This is a genomic window from Pedobacter psychrodurus (assembly GCF_032678585.1).
In the GTDB taxonomy this organism is placed as follows: domain Bacteria; phylum Bacteroidota; class Bacteroidia; order Sphingobacteriales; family Sphingobacteriaceae; genus Pedobacter; species Pedobacter psychrodurus_A.
Genome location: NZ_JAVTSN010000009.1, coordinates 46,142 through 62,620, shown reverse-complemented (window position 1 = coordinate 62,620; position 16,479 = coordinate 46,142). Strand labels below are relative to the sequence as shown.

Here is a 16,479-nt window from a genome sequence, read left to right as displayed (position 1 = left end):
TTGCTAACGATTTCCTTAAAAAAATCGTCATTTCGAGCGAAGTGCAACGAAGCCGAGAAATCTATCAAGATAGATCTCTCCATTCCGCTACGCTCCAGTCGAGATGACGATCAATAATTTTAGTAATTAAGCGTATACGTTAAATTATATGTGCGGCCGCGGCCTGCATAATAAAAGGTTTCTGGCTTGGCCAAAGCTTGATACAGCAATACCGAACGTTGGCTCCAAACGGTTTGATAGTTTTTGTTCAACAGGTTTTGTACACCAAACGATAAACTTCCGGTAAATAATTTTACTGATCCTAATAAATCAACAGTTGTAAAGCCCTTAATTTCATATTCTACTGGTTTAGTTTGAACAACAGAAATACCCTTAGCATCAAACGAGTGGAAAATTTGAGCTTTTAATCCAAATATTTTTCCATTATAACCCAGATAACCTGCCAATTTTGATGGACTGGCAACTGTTACATCCTGTAAAGACCATGTGCCATCAGTATTTTGTTTCTGTGTTTTGATGTATAATCCGCTTGCTCCTGCTTCGAAACCATTTTTTAAGTTTAAAGATAACGAACCTTCAGCACCTAAGTTCCTTACATTTTCATCATAAACTTCGATATTGAAAGTGCTGTTGGTTCTTACGTTTTTATCAGATAAAGCATAAAAAGCAGCTATTTGAGCATTAAATATACCTGTGCGGTAACGGTAACCTGCTTCATACTGTTCAGTTTTAATACCGGTTAGTGGAGAACTTTCTACATTAATCGAATTACCTAAATTATAGTTGTTCCCTACCAAGGTATAAGTACCTTGTCCGTAATATTTTGCCGGATCGGCCAGGTTAAATCCCTGAGAGAAGTTGAACCAAGCCTGTTGTGGTGCACTGATTTTAAACACCAAACCACCGTTCAATAAGTTTACATCATAATGGTTTTCTCCACCTGCAATAGCAGTAGCAGTTTTACCTATTCCATAAGCCAAAGGCACGGCAGCGGTATTACCCACAAAATCGCCAACCTTAACAAACATGCGCTGCTGACGTACACCTCCTGATAAGCTTAAAAAATCAGTTACTTTTACCTGAGCCTGCAAAAAGCCAGATAAACCATTTACCCTAAAGTTCGGATAACGGGCAATGGTAGCTATCGTAGTGTTGTTTAAACCACCCGATGTAAAGGCTTTTGTTCTATCAAACAAAGCTTGTTGCGCATTAAAGTTCTCATTGTCTGCATCAATACCATAAGTCAGGTTCAACCTGTTCCAATCTTTGTTCAATACCAGTTTTAAAGCACTGTAATTCGTATTTTGGATGGATGAACCACTGTAAAGTCTTTGCGGTATTGCCGCTTGCCCCGGAAATGGGTGAAAGCTAAACTGTTCATTTCTGGCCGCTGCCTGAACATATAATGTTTGTCCACCTAAAATATCGCTGGCCTGATAATTGGCATTAATATTGGCTCTGCTTGTTTTTGGATCAACATCTGATGAATAACCGTTTCTCATTTCCAAAAGTGCCGGATTAGATAATAATCCCGCATAATTTGCACCTAAAAATAAGTCTTTATCACCACGATAACCCGAATTGTAATATTGGGCGTTTACAGATAATTTTTGATATTCAGTCAGTTTAAATTCAGTACTTCCGAAGAAATCGAACGACTGGTTGTACTGTAAATCAGTTTGGGTAATGTCGGTAAAAATCTGTTTCCCATCTGCACCATAAGCCGCATTGTTTTTTTGGAAAGCCATACCGATACGTCCGTTCCAATCTTTGCTACCGCCCGAAATGGCTTGCGCTACGCGTACATCATGGTCGCTTTTTTCTTTCAAACCACTGCGCACACCAACCTCTGTGGTGAAACTCGGCTGACTGTCCTGTCCTTTTTTAGTAATGATGTTGATGATACCACCTGTTGCACCGCCGCCATAAACAGCACTTGCACCAGATAAAACCTCAATACGCTCAATATTGAAAGGATCAATTGATTCGAACTGGCGGCTTACGCCACGTGTACTGTTTAGCGATACACCATCAATCATTACCAATGCATCCCTGCCGCGTTGGTTTTGCCCGTAGTTGGTACGTCCTTCAGGACCTGCATCTAAACTCGGAATTAATTGTGCCAGGGTTTGTTTAAGCGGTATTCCGGCCCTGGCCTGTTCCTGGATTTTAGCGCCATCTACTACCCAAACCGTACCCGGTATTTCGCTGATTTTCGTCGGCTTGCGTGAAGATACCACTACTACTTCCTGCATATTTGATGTAGGACTTAAGTTAAGGGTTAAATTAACGGTCTGGTTTTTAGCTAAACTTACTTTTTGTAATATGGTGGTATAACCCACGTAACTCACGTGTAATTTGTAAGATCCTTCGGTTAATTTCAGTTCGAAGCTACCGTCGGCACTTGTTGTAGCAGCGGCATCTTTACCTTCAACTTTAATATTTGCCCCTGCGAGCGGGGCTGTTTCTCCGATTACCTTTCCGGTAACAGTTTGTGCTTTACCTGTAAAGATAAAACCACAGATCAAGATTGCAATTAAGTATAGATTTTTCATCAATGATTATTATTTTTTTGCGCAAAGCAATCATTTATTTAGATCAAATCCAAATAAAATTAATTAAAAATTTATCTAAGCACTTGTCAACATACTCAATAAACCATACATAAAACACTTATAAACAATATGTTAAAAATACTATAAATATTATTTTTAATCAATCTAAATAAAAATATACCTTAGCGGTCGGAATTATCATGAATAACCCGCTCATTTAAATCTCTCAACTAACCAATTTATGAATGAAAAATATCGGCATGAAATGCCTGGTATTTTATTGCCTTTTACCATTAACTTTTTGAAAAATTGAAAAACTAATGTTCACATCAGACCTCGAAAAACATGAATTAATCGATTTTCTCACGGAAAGTCCGACGAAGGAAATCTTTCACCACGAAAACGAAGAAGAGTACCTACATGCCGTGGGGAAAGTTACCCAGGCAGTAAAGAAATTTCTGCACAACAATCAACAACCTTTCAGCGGTATATCGCCCGCCAAATTGAGGCCATTATTCGATGCCATTGAATTTGAAAAAACGCACGACAATTACGATGCTTTGCTAAAAGAAGTGGAGCAGCTTTACACCAATCATGCGGTCGCTTTCCACCACCCTGCCTACATTGCACATTTAAACTGTCCGATTGTAATTCCGGCTGTAGCTGCCGAAGTAATGATATCGGCCATCAATTCTTCAATCGATACCTGGGATCAAAGTGCAGGAGGTACATTAATCGAACAAAAGCTTATCGAATGGACTTGCGATCAGATTGGTTACAGCAAAATAGCCGATGGCATTTTTACCAGTGGTGGTACGCAGAGTAATTTGATGGGGCTTTTATTGGCGCGCGATCATTATGCGATTACAGCACTAAACCACAACATCAAAGTAAATGGTCTTCCTGCTGAGGCCTCCCGTTTTAGAATCTTCGTGTCTGAAAAAGCGCATTTTAGCATCCAAAAAAACGCTTCGCTTTTAGGTTTGGGCGAAAAATCGGTGATCAAAATCAAAACCGACCGCAGTTATAGGATGAATACCGTTTTATTGGAAGATGCCATTAAACGCGAAATTGCGCAGGGCAATATTCCTATTGCCATAGTTGGCACCGCTGGCACAACGGATTTCGGAAATGTTGATCCATTAAAAGAACTCGCTTTCATCAGTAAAAAATACAATACCTGGTTCCATATTGATGCGGCATACGGATGCGGATTATTGCTAACCGACAAATATAGAAGTTTGCTCAACGGTATCGAACTGGCACATTCGGTTACGGTAGATTACCATAAATCTTTCTTCCAACCGGTAAGCAGCAGTGGTTTCCTGGTCCGCGATAAAAACTTTTTCAATCTGATTACACACCATGCCGATTACTTAAATCCGAAGGATCACGATGAGGATGGTTTGCCCAATCAGGTGAACAAATCGATCCAAACTACCCGACGCTTTGATGCTTTAAAACTCTGGTTTACACTCCGGATGATGGGCCGAAACAAACTAGGTGGTTATTTTGATACCATTATTGAAACCGCAGCCAAAATTGCCGATCGGTTGCATTTCGACAGTGATTTTGAATTGATGAACGAATCGGATATCAGCGCACTGGTTTTCCGTTACCGCCCAAAAAATGTGCGTTTAGATGTTTGTGCCATGAACCAGTACATCAAAAAAGCCATGTTTAACGAAGGAAAGGCTTTAGTTGCCGGCACCAAGATCAATCAACAATTCTACCTCAAGTTTACCCTACTTAACCCGCTAACTACCATCAGCGATATTGAAAACATTATTAAAATCATTAAAAAACATGGAAACGAATATGTTAGACTCAACCAAGCTTCTGCAGATTTCAGAAGAAACTAACTTTAATGCACTCCTGAATAGTTATTGCAGAGAATTTACCAACTGGAGCCGTTACATAGGCATCCCTAAATATGATGAATCTTTAGCCAATTATCTGTTTACCACAACCGATCGTTTACACATCAGGTTCGATTTTACAGCCATTGGTTTTGAGGTATATGCACCTTTAAAATTTTATGCCGACAGTGGCCGGCATGTATTCAATTTCCCGGTAATTGAACGCGATATGGTTACTGATGCCATTACACCGATTAGTATTTATCGTTTTATGGAACTGGCTATACAGTTCAGTGCGGAAGAATTTCCTAACGCGGATGCCGAACTCGTCAAAAAACGCTTGTCCAACAGCGTAGAAAATCTGGAACTGTTCTTATCATTTTTCAAACAGAATGGTAAACCCGTAAATTTCGCTAAAATGGGTTTTATCGAAGCAGAACAATCACTGTTTCTAGGCCATAACGCCCATCCCCTACCTAAAGGCCGGTCGGGTTTTAACAGTAAGGAAGCGCTATTTAAATTTTCTCCAGAAACCCAGGGACGTTTTCAACTGGCTTATTTCCTGATTTCGGCAGAAAATATTGTAGAGAAAAATGCTGAAGGCTTTGATATCACCGATCTTTTCAGAATTGAACTGTTAGACAGTAACCATGCTGAAATCATTAATTTACTCGATCAGCACCCTAACCATAAAGTAGTGCCCATGCATCCTTGGGAGGCCGATTACCTGCTTACACTACCTACCGTAAATGCGATGCAAGAAGAAGGCCTATTGGTGTATCTGGGACATTTTGGCGAATTTTACACGCCAACCTCTTCAGTAAGAACTGTATATAATGCTTCGAGCGATTGGATGCTTAAATTTTCATTACACGTAAAAATAACCAATTCGGAAAGGGTTAATCTGGTAAGGGAGCTTCACCGGGGTTATGATGTAAGCAAACTCTTAAAAACTGAATACGGTAAAGCCGCTAAAGCCGAATTCCCCGAAATTGAATTTATTACAGACCCTGCATTTATCACCGTAAACTATAAAGGCAAAATAATTGATGGCTTTAATATCAGTATCAGGCATAACCCTTTTAAAGGCGAGGGAACCGAGAAGAATGTAACCTTACTGGCTGCACTTTGTCAGGATGGATTATTAGGCCAAAAACCCAGAATTGTTCATATAATAGAGGAAGCATCGATCAGTAAAAATAAAACGGTTGCCCACACTGCTGTAAACTGGTTTAAACAATACCTGCACCTTTGCGTGGCGCCAATTGTTGGTCTTTATAATAATTTTGGGATGGCTTTTGAATTCCATCAGCAGAATGTGATGCTGGAGCTGGACAAAGATTTTTACCCCGCTAAATTTTATTTCAGGGACAACCAGGGCTATTTCTTTAGTGATGCCAAAACAGAAGACCTTAAAGCAGTGTATCCAGGTATTGCCGCAGAGAGCGGATCGATTGTACCGAACGCATATATTATTCCTAAACTCACTTATTACCTGCTCATCAATAATATATTGGGTGTTGTAAATGCTTTAGCAAGTAATGCTTTGGCTGATGAGAAAACATTGATCGATCTGGTTTACCTGGAATTTAAACAATTCGAGAACAGCGATACTACTGGGTTGGTAGATTATATCATCAATCGCCGTAGCTGGGAAGTTAAAGGCAATTTATTGACCAACCTTTGTAATATCGACGAGGCCAGCGCGCCTATTGATAATCCGGCCATTTACCGTGAATTTCCAAATCCCCTATCTAAATATTTCTTCTCCGAAAATCTGATTAAACCACAAACTAAGGAAGTATTGTACAGCAGGTTTTTTCCTAAAGAAAATGTAACGATCAACATCCGTCCCTTTAATATCGACCGCGATCTGGAGATGGTTCACGATTGGTTTAACCAGGAACATGCAAAACCGATCTGGAAGATGGACGGGCCGATTAAGGGCCTCGAACTGTTTTATAGAACCCTGTTGCCTAATGATTCTTCACACAGTTTTATAGGTGAAATAAATGGCGAACCTACTTTTACTATCGAACCTTACTGGCCAATGCGCGATGGTGTAGGTGCTTGTTATGAGGCTTTAACAACCGATTATGGCGCCCATTTACTCATTGCACCTACGGATAAAGACAAAAAATTCAGTTTTGAAACCGGTCAGGCCTTAATGGATTTCATTTTTGAACAGCCAGAAGTGGGTAAATGCATTGGCGAAGCAGCTGTGGAGAGCCGTGCGATGCACATTTTTGTAACGCGATTGGGCTTCAAACTGGAGAAAGTGATTCAGATGCCTTATAAAATGGCCAACCTTACCTTTTGTTACCGCGATTGGTACTGGGATAAATTTCCCGAAGCCAAAGCACAGGCAATGATCAAGTTAGGACAGTTTGAAACGGAGGAAATTTAAATGCAGAATCAAAAAATATACGACATTGTAGGGATTGGAATAGGCCCGTTTAATTTGGGACTAGCGGCCTTATGTGCACCGATAAATAGCTTATCAACCTTGTTTTTAGATCAGGCGAGCGAATTTAACTGGCATCCTGGCATGATGCTGAGTGATGCCACATTACAAGTCCCCTTTATGGCCGATCTGGTTACCATGGCCGATCCAACCAGTCCGTACAGCTTTTTAAATTATTTAAAGCAGACCGACCGCCTTTACAAATTTTACATCAGGGAAGACTTTTTTGTGTTACGCAAAGAGTATAATGCCTATTGTAAATGGGCCATCACGCATCTGCAAAACTGTAACTTTGGACAAAAAGTAACCACCGTCAACTATGTTGATGGTATTTATCAGATCGAAAAAGTTGATCAGACCAGTGGAATTAGCGAAACTATTTTAGCTAAAAAAATTGTTCTCGGAACAGGAACCGCCCCTAAAGTACCCAGCTTTATCACTCCTGCCGTTCATAAAAATGCCATACACTCTTCTGAATATTTAAAGTTTAAATCTACTTTACTGAAGCAGAAAACGGTAACGGTAATCGGTTCGGGACAAAGCGCTGCCGAAATTTTCTATGATCTTTTGCCCGAAACGGAAAATGGCTTGAATTTAAAATGGTTTACACGGCCAGATCGCTTTTTCCCGATGGAATATTCAAAATTAACATTGGAACTGACCTCACCCGAGTATGTAGACCACTTTTACAATTTGAGCGATGCCAAACGTAAACAACTTTTAAGCAAACAAAATTCGTTGTTTAAAGGCATAAATTTCGAACTGATTAACCAGATTTTCGACAAACTGTATGAATTGAGCGTTGATGGTGAAAAAATTAATGCTGAACTGATGCCCAATTGCCAGCTGAACAATTTAACTGTAAATGCTGATGGAAAATATCAACTCGATTTTCACCATACCGAAAGCGAAAAGGATTTTGCCGTTGATACAGATGCTGTGGTATTGGCAACAGGTTACAAGTACAATGAACCTGGTTTTCTATCGGGCATTAATGATAGGATAGCACGCAATACCGACGGACTTTTTCAGGTACACCGCAATTATGCCATTGATGTAAACGGTAACGAAATTTTTGTTCAAAACGCCGAACTGCATACCCATGGTTTTGTAACACCTGACCTGGGTATGGGGGCTTATCGCAATGCATCCATTATCAATGCCATTTTAGGTTTTGAAATTTATCATGTAGAAAAGCGGATTGCCTTCCAGCAGTTTAGCGTCGTAGATGAAATACAGGAAAATCAATTGTCTAACGCTGAACTGCAATTATCTGAAGATTAAACTGATAGCACGGGTCTGGATTTGTAATCCAGAGTATCGAAAGCTGATTTGCAATCTGCAGTAAACAAGTCCGGATTGCAAATCCGGACTAACGAAAACGTGTTGGTTGGGATTTGTAATCCGACCAGTGATAACTGGATTTCAAATCCGGACTAACAAAAAACACCAACAAAAACTTTAAAAAACACCATGAATTACAACAATTTCAATCACATAAAACCTTTAAAAAAAGAAGTTTGGGATAAGGTAAACCTAAACTATATCGCAAAATCAATTGTGGAGCTAATGCACGAAAAATTAGCGGAGCCAACATTAATCAATACAGATGAACTTGGCAATTCTCATTTTCGCCTGGCTACCGATACAGAAGCCATTTATTATACCTTTTCAGGTCAGCAGCGTGCTTTAGATTATCTTCATATCAATAAACTAAGCATTAAAAAATTCGTAAACGGCGAAAGTGCACCAGTAAACAATGCGCCTGCATTTTATACCGAACTACAACAAACTTTTGGGATTAAACCCTTTACCCTCGCTCATTTTGTAGAAGAAACGTTAAATACGCTATATGCGGATGCCTACATCCACGAAAAAGGAAGATTAACGGCTGACGAATTGGCCAATTCAGATTACCAGACCATCGAACACCAAATGGATGGGCACCCCTGGGCAACCATTAATAAAGGACGCATAGGCTTCAACCATAGTGATCAGGGTAAATATGCGCCAGAAGCGGCCCAAAAAACACAATTGGCATGGTTAGCCGTGCACAAATCGAGGGCAGCGTTTAATAGTATCGAAAGCATTTCTCCATTTTCTTTTTATAATGAAGAACTCAGTTTAAAACAGGTCCATGATTTTAACCAGGTGTTAATCCAACAACAATTAAAGCCTGAAGATTATTTCTTTATTCCTGTTCACGAATGGCAATGGAACAATAAGATCGTTTTACAACTGGCACACGATATTGCCCACCAGCTGATTATTCCTGTTGGGATTGGCAACGACGAATACATGTGCCAAAATAGTATCCGTACTTTCTTTAATGTGAGTGAGCCTAAAAAACATTATGTTAAAACGGCTATTTCGATTTTAAACACATCCATTTTCAGGGGATTGTCGCCTAAAAAACTGGCTATCGCGCCAAAGGTTACACAATGGGCAAAAAACATGTTGCAGAGGGATGAATATTTAAAACAAACCCGCGTAGTGCTTTTAGGTGAAGTAGCCACAGTTGCTTACACCCACCCTCAGTACAGTGAAATACCAGAATCGCCGTATCAATACCAAGAATTTTTAGGCGCCATTTGGCGGGAAAGTGCCGAAAATTACTTGCTGGAAGGTGAAAATATCATGACCATGGCCAGTTTACTTTATGTAGATGACAAAGGTAAAAGTATGGTGCAAGCGCTCATCGAAAAATCCGGACTGGATGCTGAAAGCTGGCTAAATGCTTATTTATCTGCTTATTTAAAACCTGTATTGAGGATTTTTTACAAACATGCCTTTTTCTTTAGTCCGCATGGAGAAAACACGATTTTGGTGATGAAAAATGGGGTTCCCGAACGGATTATCATTAAAGATTTTGTTGAAGAAATTGTACTCACAGAAGAATCGAAAGCTAAATTACCGAATGATCTGGTAGATGTTTTAAGAGAGATTAACGATGAGCTGGCACCATTATTTATCCTTTCAGGAATATTTGATGCCGTATTCAGATACCTGAGCAACATTTTCCACAGTTATGTTGGTATGGATGAAAAACAGTTCTGGCGCCAGGTAGCAGATGTAATTTTGGCATTTCAGCAGGAAAACCCGGAGCTTGCGCCAAAATTCGAGAAATTTGATCTGTTTGTACCCGAATTTATCAGGGTTTGCATTAATCGGGTAAGATTGTTAACCCACGGTTATAGCGAAAGCACTGATGTTCCGGTTCCGGAATTGATTGGCACCTTGGTTAACCCAGCGGCAGAGGCTTTGAAGGAAGATGTAATGGTTTAATGTGAAGTCAGATGTTATCATACTTTAGTAAATCCAAATAATTACATCAATATTCGTGTCAGTGTCAGATGGTAACATCTGACACCACGAAAATAAATCGTCATTGCGAGAAGGCTTTTTCAGCCAACGAAGCAATCTCTCCTGGTATGTGTACTTACAGCGATCGTAGTAAGATTGCTTTGTCGTACCTCCTCGCAATGACGACTAGTTGTAGAAAAAGCATAAACTACAAAAATAGTTTGTATCGATAAAATCATTATCTTGCTTACAAATTATTATAAGATGAAAGCACTGTTATTGATTTTTTTATCAACCCTTTTATTCGAAACGCCAACCATTGAGAAAGACCGCGATCGTTGGAAACCGTATTACACCGATACCACTCCGGCAAAAACAGCCGATAACTGGTTTTTACCTTTCGATGTAGCCAATCGTAAAAAAATAAACAACATCAAAATTATCAGCATTTTTGGCGATCACCGCGATAGTTATGTTAAAGGCCATATCCACACGGCTATTGACATCAATCCTGCCCAAGCCAAAACCAAACTGGTTAATGTTTATGCCATGGCAAATGGAATTGTTTGTTCTGTACACCTGGGCGAAAATCAGCGTACCGTGGTGGTGAAACATAAGCTGCCAAATGGCTTAACCATGTTTACCACATACAAACATTTAAAAGAGGTTTATGTAAGCAATGGCCAAAATGTTGACCAAAACACCAAACTGGCCAGGTTATTTACACCGCAGGAAAGTAAAAAATATGGGGGTGATTATCATCATCTTCACTTGGAAATCAGGAAAAAGTTTGATGACTATGGCTGTGCCAGTTGGTTAACTTTTAACAATACGCAGCTCAATGAACGGTTTTATAATCCTCAGGTATTTATTAAGGAACATGTGAAATAGTATATATTTCGGTTGGTGAGCCACCAAACGATAGGATAGGTTATGCTCAGAGAAGTCAAGTTTGAATAGCCACCCTGCCAGTAAATTTGACTTCTCTTCTTATATATAAAATAAGGCAACGTTGATAAAACCAATAGATTATGATCAGAGAAGTCAAGTTTGAATAGCCACCCTGCCAGTAAACTTGCCTTCTCTTCTGATATATAAAGTAAGGCAACGTTGATAAAACCAATAGATTATGATCAGAGAAGTCAAGTTTGAATAGCCACCCTGCCCAGTAAACTTGACTTCTCTTCTGATATATAAAATAAGGCAATGTTGAAAAAACTAATAGATTATGATCAGAGAAGTCAAGTTTGAATAGCCACCCTGCCAGTAAACCTGACTTCTCTTCTGATATATAAAATAAGGCAACGTTGATAAAACCAATAGATTATGATCAGAGAAGTCAAGTTTGAATAGCCACCCTACCAGTAAACTTGACTTCTCTTGATAGATGAATACATCAAATTCAAAAAAAATGAAACCAATTTTATTTGTTCCTTGTTAAATAAGCAAACGCTCGTAACTAAATTATTTTGTTATGTACGTAATCTTAGGCGCATCTGGTCAGGTTGGATCAGCAATTGTAGATCATCTTTTGGCTAAAAAACTAGCCGTTAAAGCCGTTATCCATAATCCTGAAAAAGCTTCAGAAATTAAGGCAAAAGGAGCTGAAGTAGCCATTGCCGACGCGATGGATTTAAATTCGTTAATTGAGGCTTTTAAAGAAGGAGATACCCTTTTTGCCTTAACGCCCGAAACCTTCAAAAATGAAGATGTATTGGGCGAAACCAAAACTATCCTCGAAAATTATAATCAAGCCATCAAAACTTCGGGAATTAAAAAACTTGTCGGACTATCATCAATTGGTGCACAATACAGTAAAGGAACAGGCAATTTATTAATGTCGTACATGCTTGAACATTCCTTTCAAGACATGGACATTCCTCAGGTTTTTATTCGGCCAGCATATTATTATAGCAACTGGTTGGCTCAATTACCCGAGGTTAAAAAAAGCGGTATACTCCCAACCTTTTATCCAATTGATTTAACGCTGCCGATGATCTCTCCGATGGATGTAGCTTCATTTGTAGCTGAGGTTTTGGTAAAAGACAATGAATCTAAAATTTATGAGATTGTTGGCCCTGAAAAATTAAGTTCTGATGATGTTGCCAACGCATTTGCAGAAGCAATGGATAAAACGGTTAAAGCAAAGCAAATTCCGCGTGAAGAATGGGATGCTAACTTACAAAAAATAGGTTTTTCGACGGATGCAAGAAAAAATTTTATTGAAATGACAGAATCGACAATAAATGGGAATACTGATCCCGAAAACAATGGGACAACTGTGGTAAAATTAAAAACGCGCATTTCCGAATACATCGAAAATGCGCTACGAGACAATAAAAAATAGAAGGTTTTTGATATTCTGGTTTTGGCTGGTGGGACACCGAGCAATAGAAAATATATAGAATAATAATCAGTTCCGGATAGTAATATCTGACACAACAGCTAATCAATAAGTAAACTTAGGCTTTCCCTTATCGCAGGTTACACCTTTTGGCTGTATTACCAACGAACAATCGGAATATGCACCATATTTTTTATTGTAATCGGCTTGGAGTTTGGTAAATTGTTCTACTTTTTTCAGAAAACTGCTTTCGTCGATTTTCACAGAATAAGCAATATAACCAGAGGCGCCACCACAGGCCTTAGCCCCGATGGCTGTAAATTTCCATTCGCCGGCATTTTCGCAGGAGAACTGGTTTGCCGTTTTTTCAATATTTTGGTAAAGGTTATCCAATCCAACCTGATCAGCAGTTTGCATGGGCTCATCGTGATCGGTACAAGACCATGTTAAAGTTGTGATCAGCAGGATTGAAATTAAAATAAATAACGTCCGTTTCATCGTTTGTCCGGTTTTAACCTAAAACGCGGATTAAAATAAAAACGCTACATCTCCCAAGACCTTTGAGGTTTATTGGCAACTTGCTTATCAAAACTCATAGGTCTACTGAAATTTAAAACTTAATCTTTAGCGTACATTTTTCTCTCGTTCCGTCGTTGATCAAACCATCAGGGAGCGTAATGCGTAAACCTTTGGCACTTTGTTTCCACTTTACAGTAAATTCTTCGTTTTCTATCATCAACGTCTTCACTTTTAAAATGGCAGTCGACAGCGATTTAATAATGAGTTCGCCATAATTGAATTCTAAAAGCTCTATATTCAGCTCATCTGCTTCACCAGAGTAAAAAATAATCGGGTTAACTTCATAAATATGGAGTTGATTACCACTTTGCGCATTAGATTTTAAAGCAATTTTTCTGTTTATTGCCATTGTAATTTGATTTGAGTTAATTTAAAAGGTATTGATCTTAATTTACAGGGGGAAAGTTAAATGGTTTCCACTCCGGAAGACCTGCTAATTCTTTCTGTTGCTGTTCGCTTATTCCCACTCCCCAGGTATTAAAAAATGGCGCCAGGTTTTGTTTCACCACGTTAGAGTAGGTTTTCACCCATAAATCACGTTTTTGCTGATCATTTAGATCCCCGATGCTTGGTCCGATTTTTTGATATACCTTGAAGAAGCTTTTAAAACTTTCCCAGCCAAAACCTTCCTGCATCTGTCGGAACATGATCAGTCCCAGAAATGGATCGTTTTTCCATTTTTCATAACTTGCTCCTTCTGCAAAGTACTTTTTCATCATTTTTTGGGTATTAACACTCGAAACAGCAGCGTGCGAATCGTCTCTACCGCCCATTAAACGATCGAACATATAAAGTGAGAAAAAATTGTTGCTTACCTCGGTTGTGCCGCCAAAAACCCAGTTTAAATTCTGCATATTATGCCCAATTTCATGAAAAAAGCCCCAATTGGCACCACCTTTACTTGGCTTCATCAACAATTCGGGGTTGGCCATAATTTCATTTGAGAGCATCTTTCTAGTTGGCGAGTGGTGGATCATAATTGGATAACCACTATGCATATATCCACCTCCAATATGCTCATCAGGCACCATCCGTTGTGCCCTGTAAAAAGGTGCTGGCATATTGGCAAGATCCAATTCTCCAAGTACAACCAGATCCCATAATTTTAGTACTTCTTCAGGATTTTTGATCGTTTGCAGCACACTATCTGGCAAAGTTAAAATCACATTTTCGGTGGCCATTTCGCCCCATGGCGCTTTATTGTCTTTCAATTGGTTTTCCCAATCATGCTGTGTGTTTTTGCCCAATACAAAAAGCGGTGCTGCTATTGCATGGCTAATTTTGAAATCAATTTTTCTGCTTGCTGCCTGAGGTTTGATGTTGATATAAATTAATCCACCAAAAGGCGAGGTCAACCTATTTTTTCCGACGACCAGTTTTTGTTCTTTAGTAATTATCGGCATCCTGCGCCAATCTTCCGTACCAGCTACCCAATAGTTTAACCGATCGCTATGTGCACCAATCTGAACTTCCAGATCACTAATATTTGTGTTTTTAGGCACTTCAATTTCGATATATTCACCTGCTTTGGCATATAATCCTGTGCTGTACATGGTAGCATTGTCGTAACCAGAGTAGCCTAAGGTTGATACAATTGAGACTAAGCTATCGGCCATTTTTTTATGTTCGATGCTTACCGTTTTATTTACAAATTGAAAGCCTATTTTAACCGCTCCAGGAAAGATATCGGCAGATGGCTGTGCTTTAATATTTTTATAATCAGTACTTTTTAAGGTTTTATCGCTCCACTTTGCAATGGCTCTTCTAAAAACTGTATCATTTTTTGAAAGCGTGTTCTGAGGCGAGATCAGCACCGTTGCCGGATCTTTTACTATATTTTGAGCGAAGCTGGTTAAGCCTGTGGCTACTAATGCAAAGGATAATAATGATTTCATTCGTGTGTTTGGTTTGTTTGTATGTTATTTTAAGCTAATTCATTGGTTTCATCCTTAATTGAAACTATATACTTTCAGTGCAAGACATTCAGTTTCTAAAAATTTTTATTTTTTGCCACAGATTAGCAGATTATATCTAATCTGTGAATCTGTGGCTTTTTTAAACAACGAGTTTCATTCGTCATTAAACCTATCGACTTCCAGTCCAATAGTGCATAGTTTATACTTTCTTCAAACGAAAAACCTTGGTTTCGTGAGCAGTTACCTCACCAGCCCATTTATTGCTTTTACCTATCACTTTGTGCTGCCATAAATCTTTGATTTCGTATTTATCGGCTAAACCCAATTCTGCAAAATTTACCTTCGCATTATGTTTTGCTGTAGATTTATTTAAAATAGCTACTGCGAAATCACCGTTTGCAAGTGGGCGCACAAAAACATCCCATATGTCGGTTTTGATTTTTCTTTCGGCCTGTTTACCCAAAGCATCCTGATTTAAGGCAATTACTTCTTCATTGGTAAAAATAGTTTTTGCTTCATCATCCATTTTGCGGATATCGCAACTTGCATATAAAGGTGAATTAAGCATACTGTACAAACTCATTTGGCTCTGATATTCGGCTTTTGTACATCCTATACCTTTAAATGCTGAAGACGGGCCTTTAGTGCCGTGTAAACCAGCGACCAACATATCACCATCGTTCCATTTCCCGGGACCAGAAAAATTGGCCAATCCGGCCATTTTATCTACCACATTGTAAATACCTACGCCGCCTTTACCCTCTATATCATTCCATTTATCACGGATATCAAAAGTGGTGCGCCAGCTTTGTCCACCAACCTCTGCGCCCCAGTTCCAGGGTTCGCGAGGGCCCCATTCGCAGATCCCTAACACAATAGCTCTTCCCGATTTTCGTAAAGCCTGTGCGATTGTACCATAGCGTTTTTTGGCCGTTTCAACATCTTCAGGTGCATTACAATAATCATATTTTAAATAATCGATGCCCCATGAAGCAAAAGTTTTGGCATCCTGATCTTCAAAATTTAAACTTGCCGTATAACCGCCGCAGGTTAAGGGCGCCGCATCAGAATAAATGCCCAACTTCATCCCTTTACTGTGCAGGTAATCGGCCAGGGCCTTAATGCCTGAAGGAAATTTCTTTGGATCGGCAATAATGTTGTTTTTATTGTCGCGGCCACCCTGCCAGCAGTCATCTAAAAAGATATATTGATAGCCTGCTTTCACCATTCCACTGCTTACCATGGCATCGGCCATTTCTTTGATGTCCTTTTCATTCGGATTTTCCGACATGATATTCCAGCTCATCCAGCCCATTGGTGGTGTTGCTGCTAGTTTTGATTCCTGTGCAAAGCTTATTTGAGCGAATAACAATAAGGTTAAACTGATTTTGATAAATTTCATATTATTATGGTTAGGCATGTTCATTAAACCTTCTTTATATAAGTCATCACATAGTAA

General features: G+C 39.2%; 11 protein-coding genes. 6 read left to right on the top strand and 5 right to left on the bottom strand.

Annotated elements, in window-relative coordinates:
• Positions 1 to 119 precede the first annotated feature (119 nt).
• Positions 120 to 2,555, bottom strand: coding sequence for a TonB-dependent receptor (locus R2S57_RS08010; RefSeq protein ID WP_316844525.1), 2,436 nt, complete (start codon positions 2,553 to 2,555; stop codon positions 120 to 122).
• A gap of 320 nt (positions 2,556 to 2,875) precedes the next feature.
• Between R2S57_RS08010 and R2S57_RS08005 the strand changes: the two genes are divergently transcribed.
• From R2S57_RS08005 to R2S57_RS07980, 6 genes are all read left to right on the top strand, one after another.
• Positions 2,876 to 4,417: an aspartate aminotransferase family protein gene (locus tag R2S57_RS08005; protein WP_316844524.1), complete on the top strand. Its 1,542-nt coding sequence runs from the start codon at positions 2,876 to 2,878 to the stop codon at positions 4,415 to 4,417.
• Positions 4,362 to 6,821: a GNAT family N-acetyltransferase gene (locus R2S57_RS08000; protein WP_316844523.1), complete on the top strand. Its 2,460-nt coding sequence runs from the start codon at positions 4,362 to 4,364 to the stop codon at positions 6,819 to 6,821. The genes R2S57_RS08005 and R2S57_RS08000 overlap by 56 nt, the downstream gene beginning before the upstream one ends.
• Positions 6,822 to 8,162, top strand: coding sequence for a lysine N(6)-hydroxylase/L-ornithine N(5)-oxygenase family protein (locus tag R2S57_RS07995; protein WP_316844522.1), 1,341 nt, complete (start codon positions 6,822 to 6,824; stop codon positions 8,160 to 8,162).
• A gap of 189 nt (positions 8,163 to 8,351) precedes the next feature.
• Positions 8,352 to 10,163 carry an IucA/IucC family siderophore biosynthesis protein gene (locus R2S57_RS07990; RefSeq protein WP_316844521.1) on the top strand — a complete coding sequence of 604 codons (1,812 nt, stop codon included), beginning with the start codon at positions 8,352 to 8,354 and terminating at the stop codon, positions 10,161 to 10,163.
• A gap of 282 nt (positions 10,164 to 10,445) precedes the next feature.
• Complete coding sequence (locus R2S57_RS07985; protein WP_316844520.1) at positions 10,446 to 11,072, top strand: M23 family metallopeptidase; 627 nt, start codon at positions 10,446 to 10,448, stop codon at positions 11,070 to 11,072.
• A gap of 583 nt (positions 11,073 to 11,655) precedes the next feature.
• On the top strand, positions 11,656 to 12,528 hold the full coding sequence (locus tag R2S57_RS07980; RefSeq protein WP_316844519.1) for an NmrA family NAD(P)-binding protein: 873 nt from the start codon (positions 11,656 to 11,658) through the stop codon (positions 12,526 to 12,528).
• A 102-nt stretch (positions 12,529 to 12,630) separates the two neighbouring features.
• Here R2S57_RS07980 and R2S57_RS07975 read toward each other — a convergent pair whose 3' ends face one another.
• The 4 genes from R2S57_RS07975 to R2S57_RS07960 form a co-directional block, all read right to left on the bottom strand.
• Positions 12,631 to 13,023, bottom strand: coding sequence for a hypothetical protein (locus tag R2S57_RS07975; protein WP_316844518.1), 393 nt, complete (start codon positions 13,021 to 13,023; stop codon positions 12,631 to 12,633).
• Between the two features lie 112 nt (positions 13,024 to 13,135).
• Complete coding sequence (locus R2S57_RS07970) at positions 13,136 to 13,453, bottom strand: hypothetical protein (protein ID WP_316844517.1); 318 nt, start codon at positions 13,451 to 13,453, stop codon at positions 13,136 to 13,138.
• 37 nt (positions 13,454 to 13,490) lie between these two features.
• Entirely contained in the window at positions 13,491 to 14,999 is a 1,509-nt protein-coding gene (locus tag R2S57_RS07965; protein ID WP_316844516.1) for a M60 family metallopeptidase, read from the bottom strand.
• 220 nt (positions 15,000 to 15,219) lie between these two features.
• Positions 15,220 to 16,422, bottom strand: coding sequence for a glycoside hydrolase family 27 protein (locus R2S57_RS07960; protein WP_316844515.1), 1,203 nt, complete (start codon positions 16,420 to 16,422; stop codon positions 15,220 to 15,222).
• Positions 16,423 to 16,479 lie beyond the last annotated feature (57 nt).

Excerpts from the sequence above, each read along its gene's own strand:
- R2S57_RS08010 (WP_316844525.1), bottom strand. The coding sequence starts at position 2,555 with ATGAAAAATCTATACTTAATTGCAATCTTGATCTGTGGTTTTATCTTT.
- R2S57_RS08005 (WP_316844524.1), top strand. The coding sequence starts at position 2,876 with ATGTTCACATCAGACCTCGAAAAACATGAATTAATCGATTTTCTCACG.
- R2S57_RS08000 (WP_316844523.1), top strand. The coding sequence starts at position 4,362 with ATGGAAACGAATATGTTAGACTCAACCAAGCTTCTGCAGATTTCAGAA.
- R2S57_RS07995 (WP_316844522.1), top strand. The coding sequence starts at position 6,822 with ATGCAGAATCAAAAAATATACGACATTGTAGGGATTGGAATAGGCCCG.
- R2S57_RS07990 (WP_316844521.1), top strand. The coding sequence starts at position 8,352 with ATGAATTACAACAATTTCAATCACATAAAACCTTTAAAAAAAGAAGTT.
- R2S57_RS07985 (WP_316844520.1), top strand. The coding sequence starts at position 10,446 with ATGAAAGCACTGTTATTGATTTTTTTATCAACCCTTTTATTCGAAACG.
- R2S57_RS07980 (WP_316844519.1), top strand. The coding sequence starts at position 11,656 with ATGTACGTAATCTTAGGCGCATCTGGTCAGGTTGGATCAGCAATTGTA.
- R2S57_RS07975 (WP_316844518.1), bottom strand. The coding sequence starts at position 13,023 with ATGAAACGGACGTTATTTATTTTAATTTCAATCCTGCTGATCACAACT.
- R2S57_RS07970 (WP_316844517.1), bottom strand. The coding sequence starts at position 13,453 with ATGGCAATAAACAGAAAAATTGCTTTAAAATCTAATGCGCAAAGTGGT.
- R2S57_RS07965 (WP_316844516.1), bottom strand. The coding sequence starts at position 14,999 with ATGAAATCATTATTATCCTTTGCATTAGTAGCCACAGGCTTAACCAGC.
- R2S57_RS07960 (WP_316844515.1), bottom strand. The coding sequence starts at position 16,422 with ATGAAATTTATCAAAATCAGTTTAACCTTATTGTTATTCGCTCAAATA.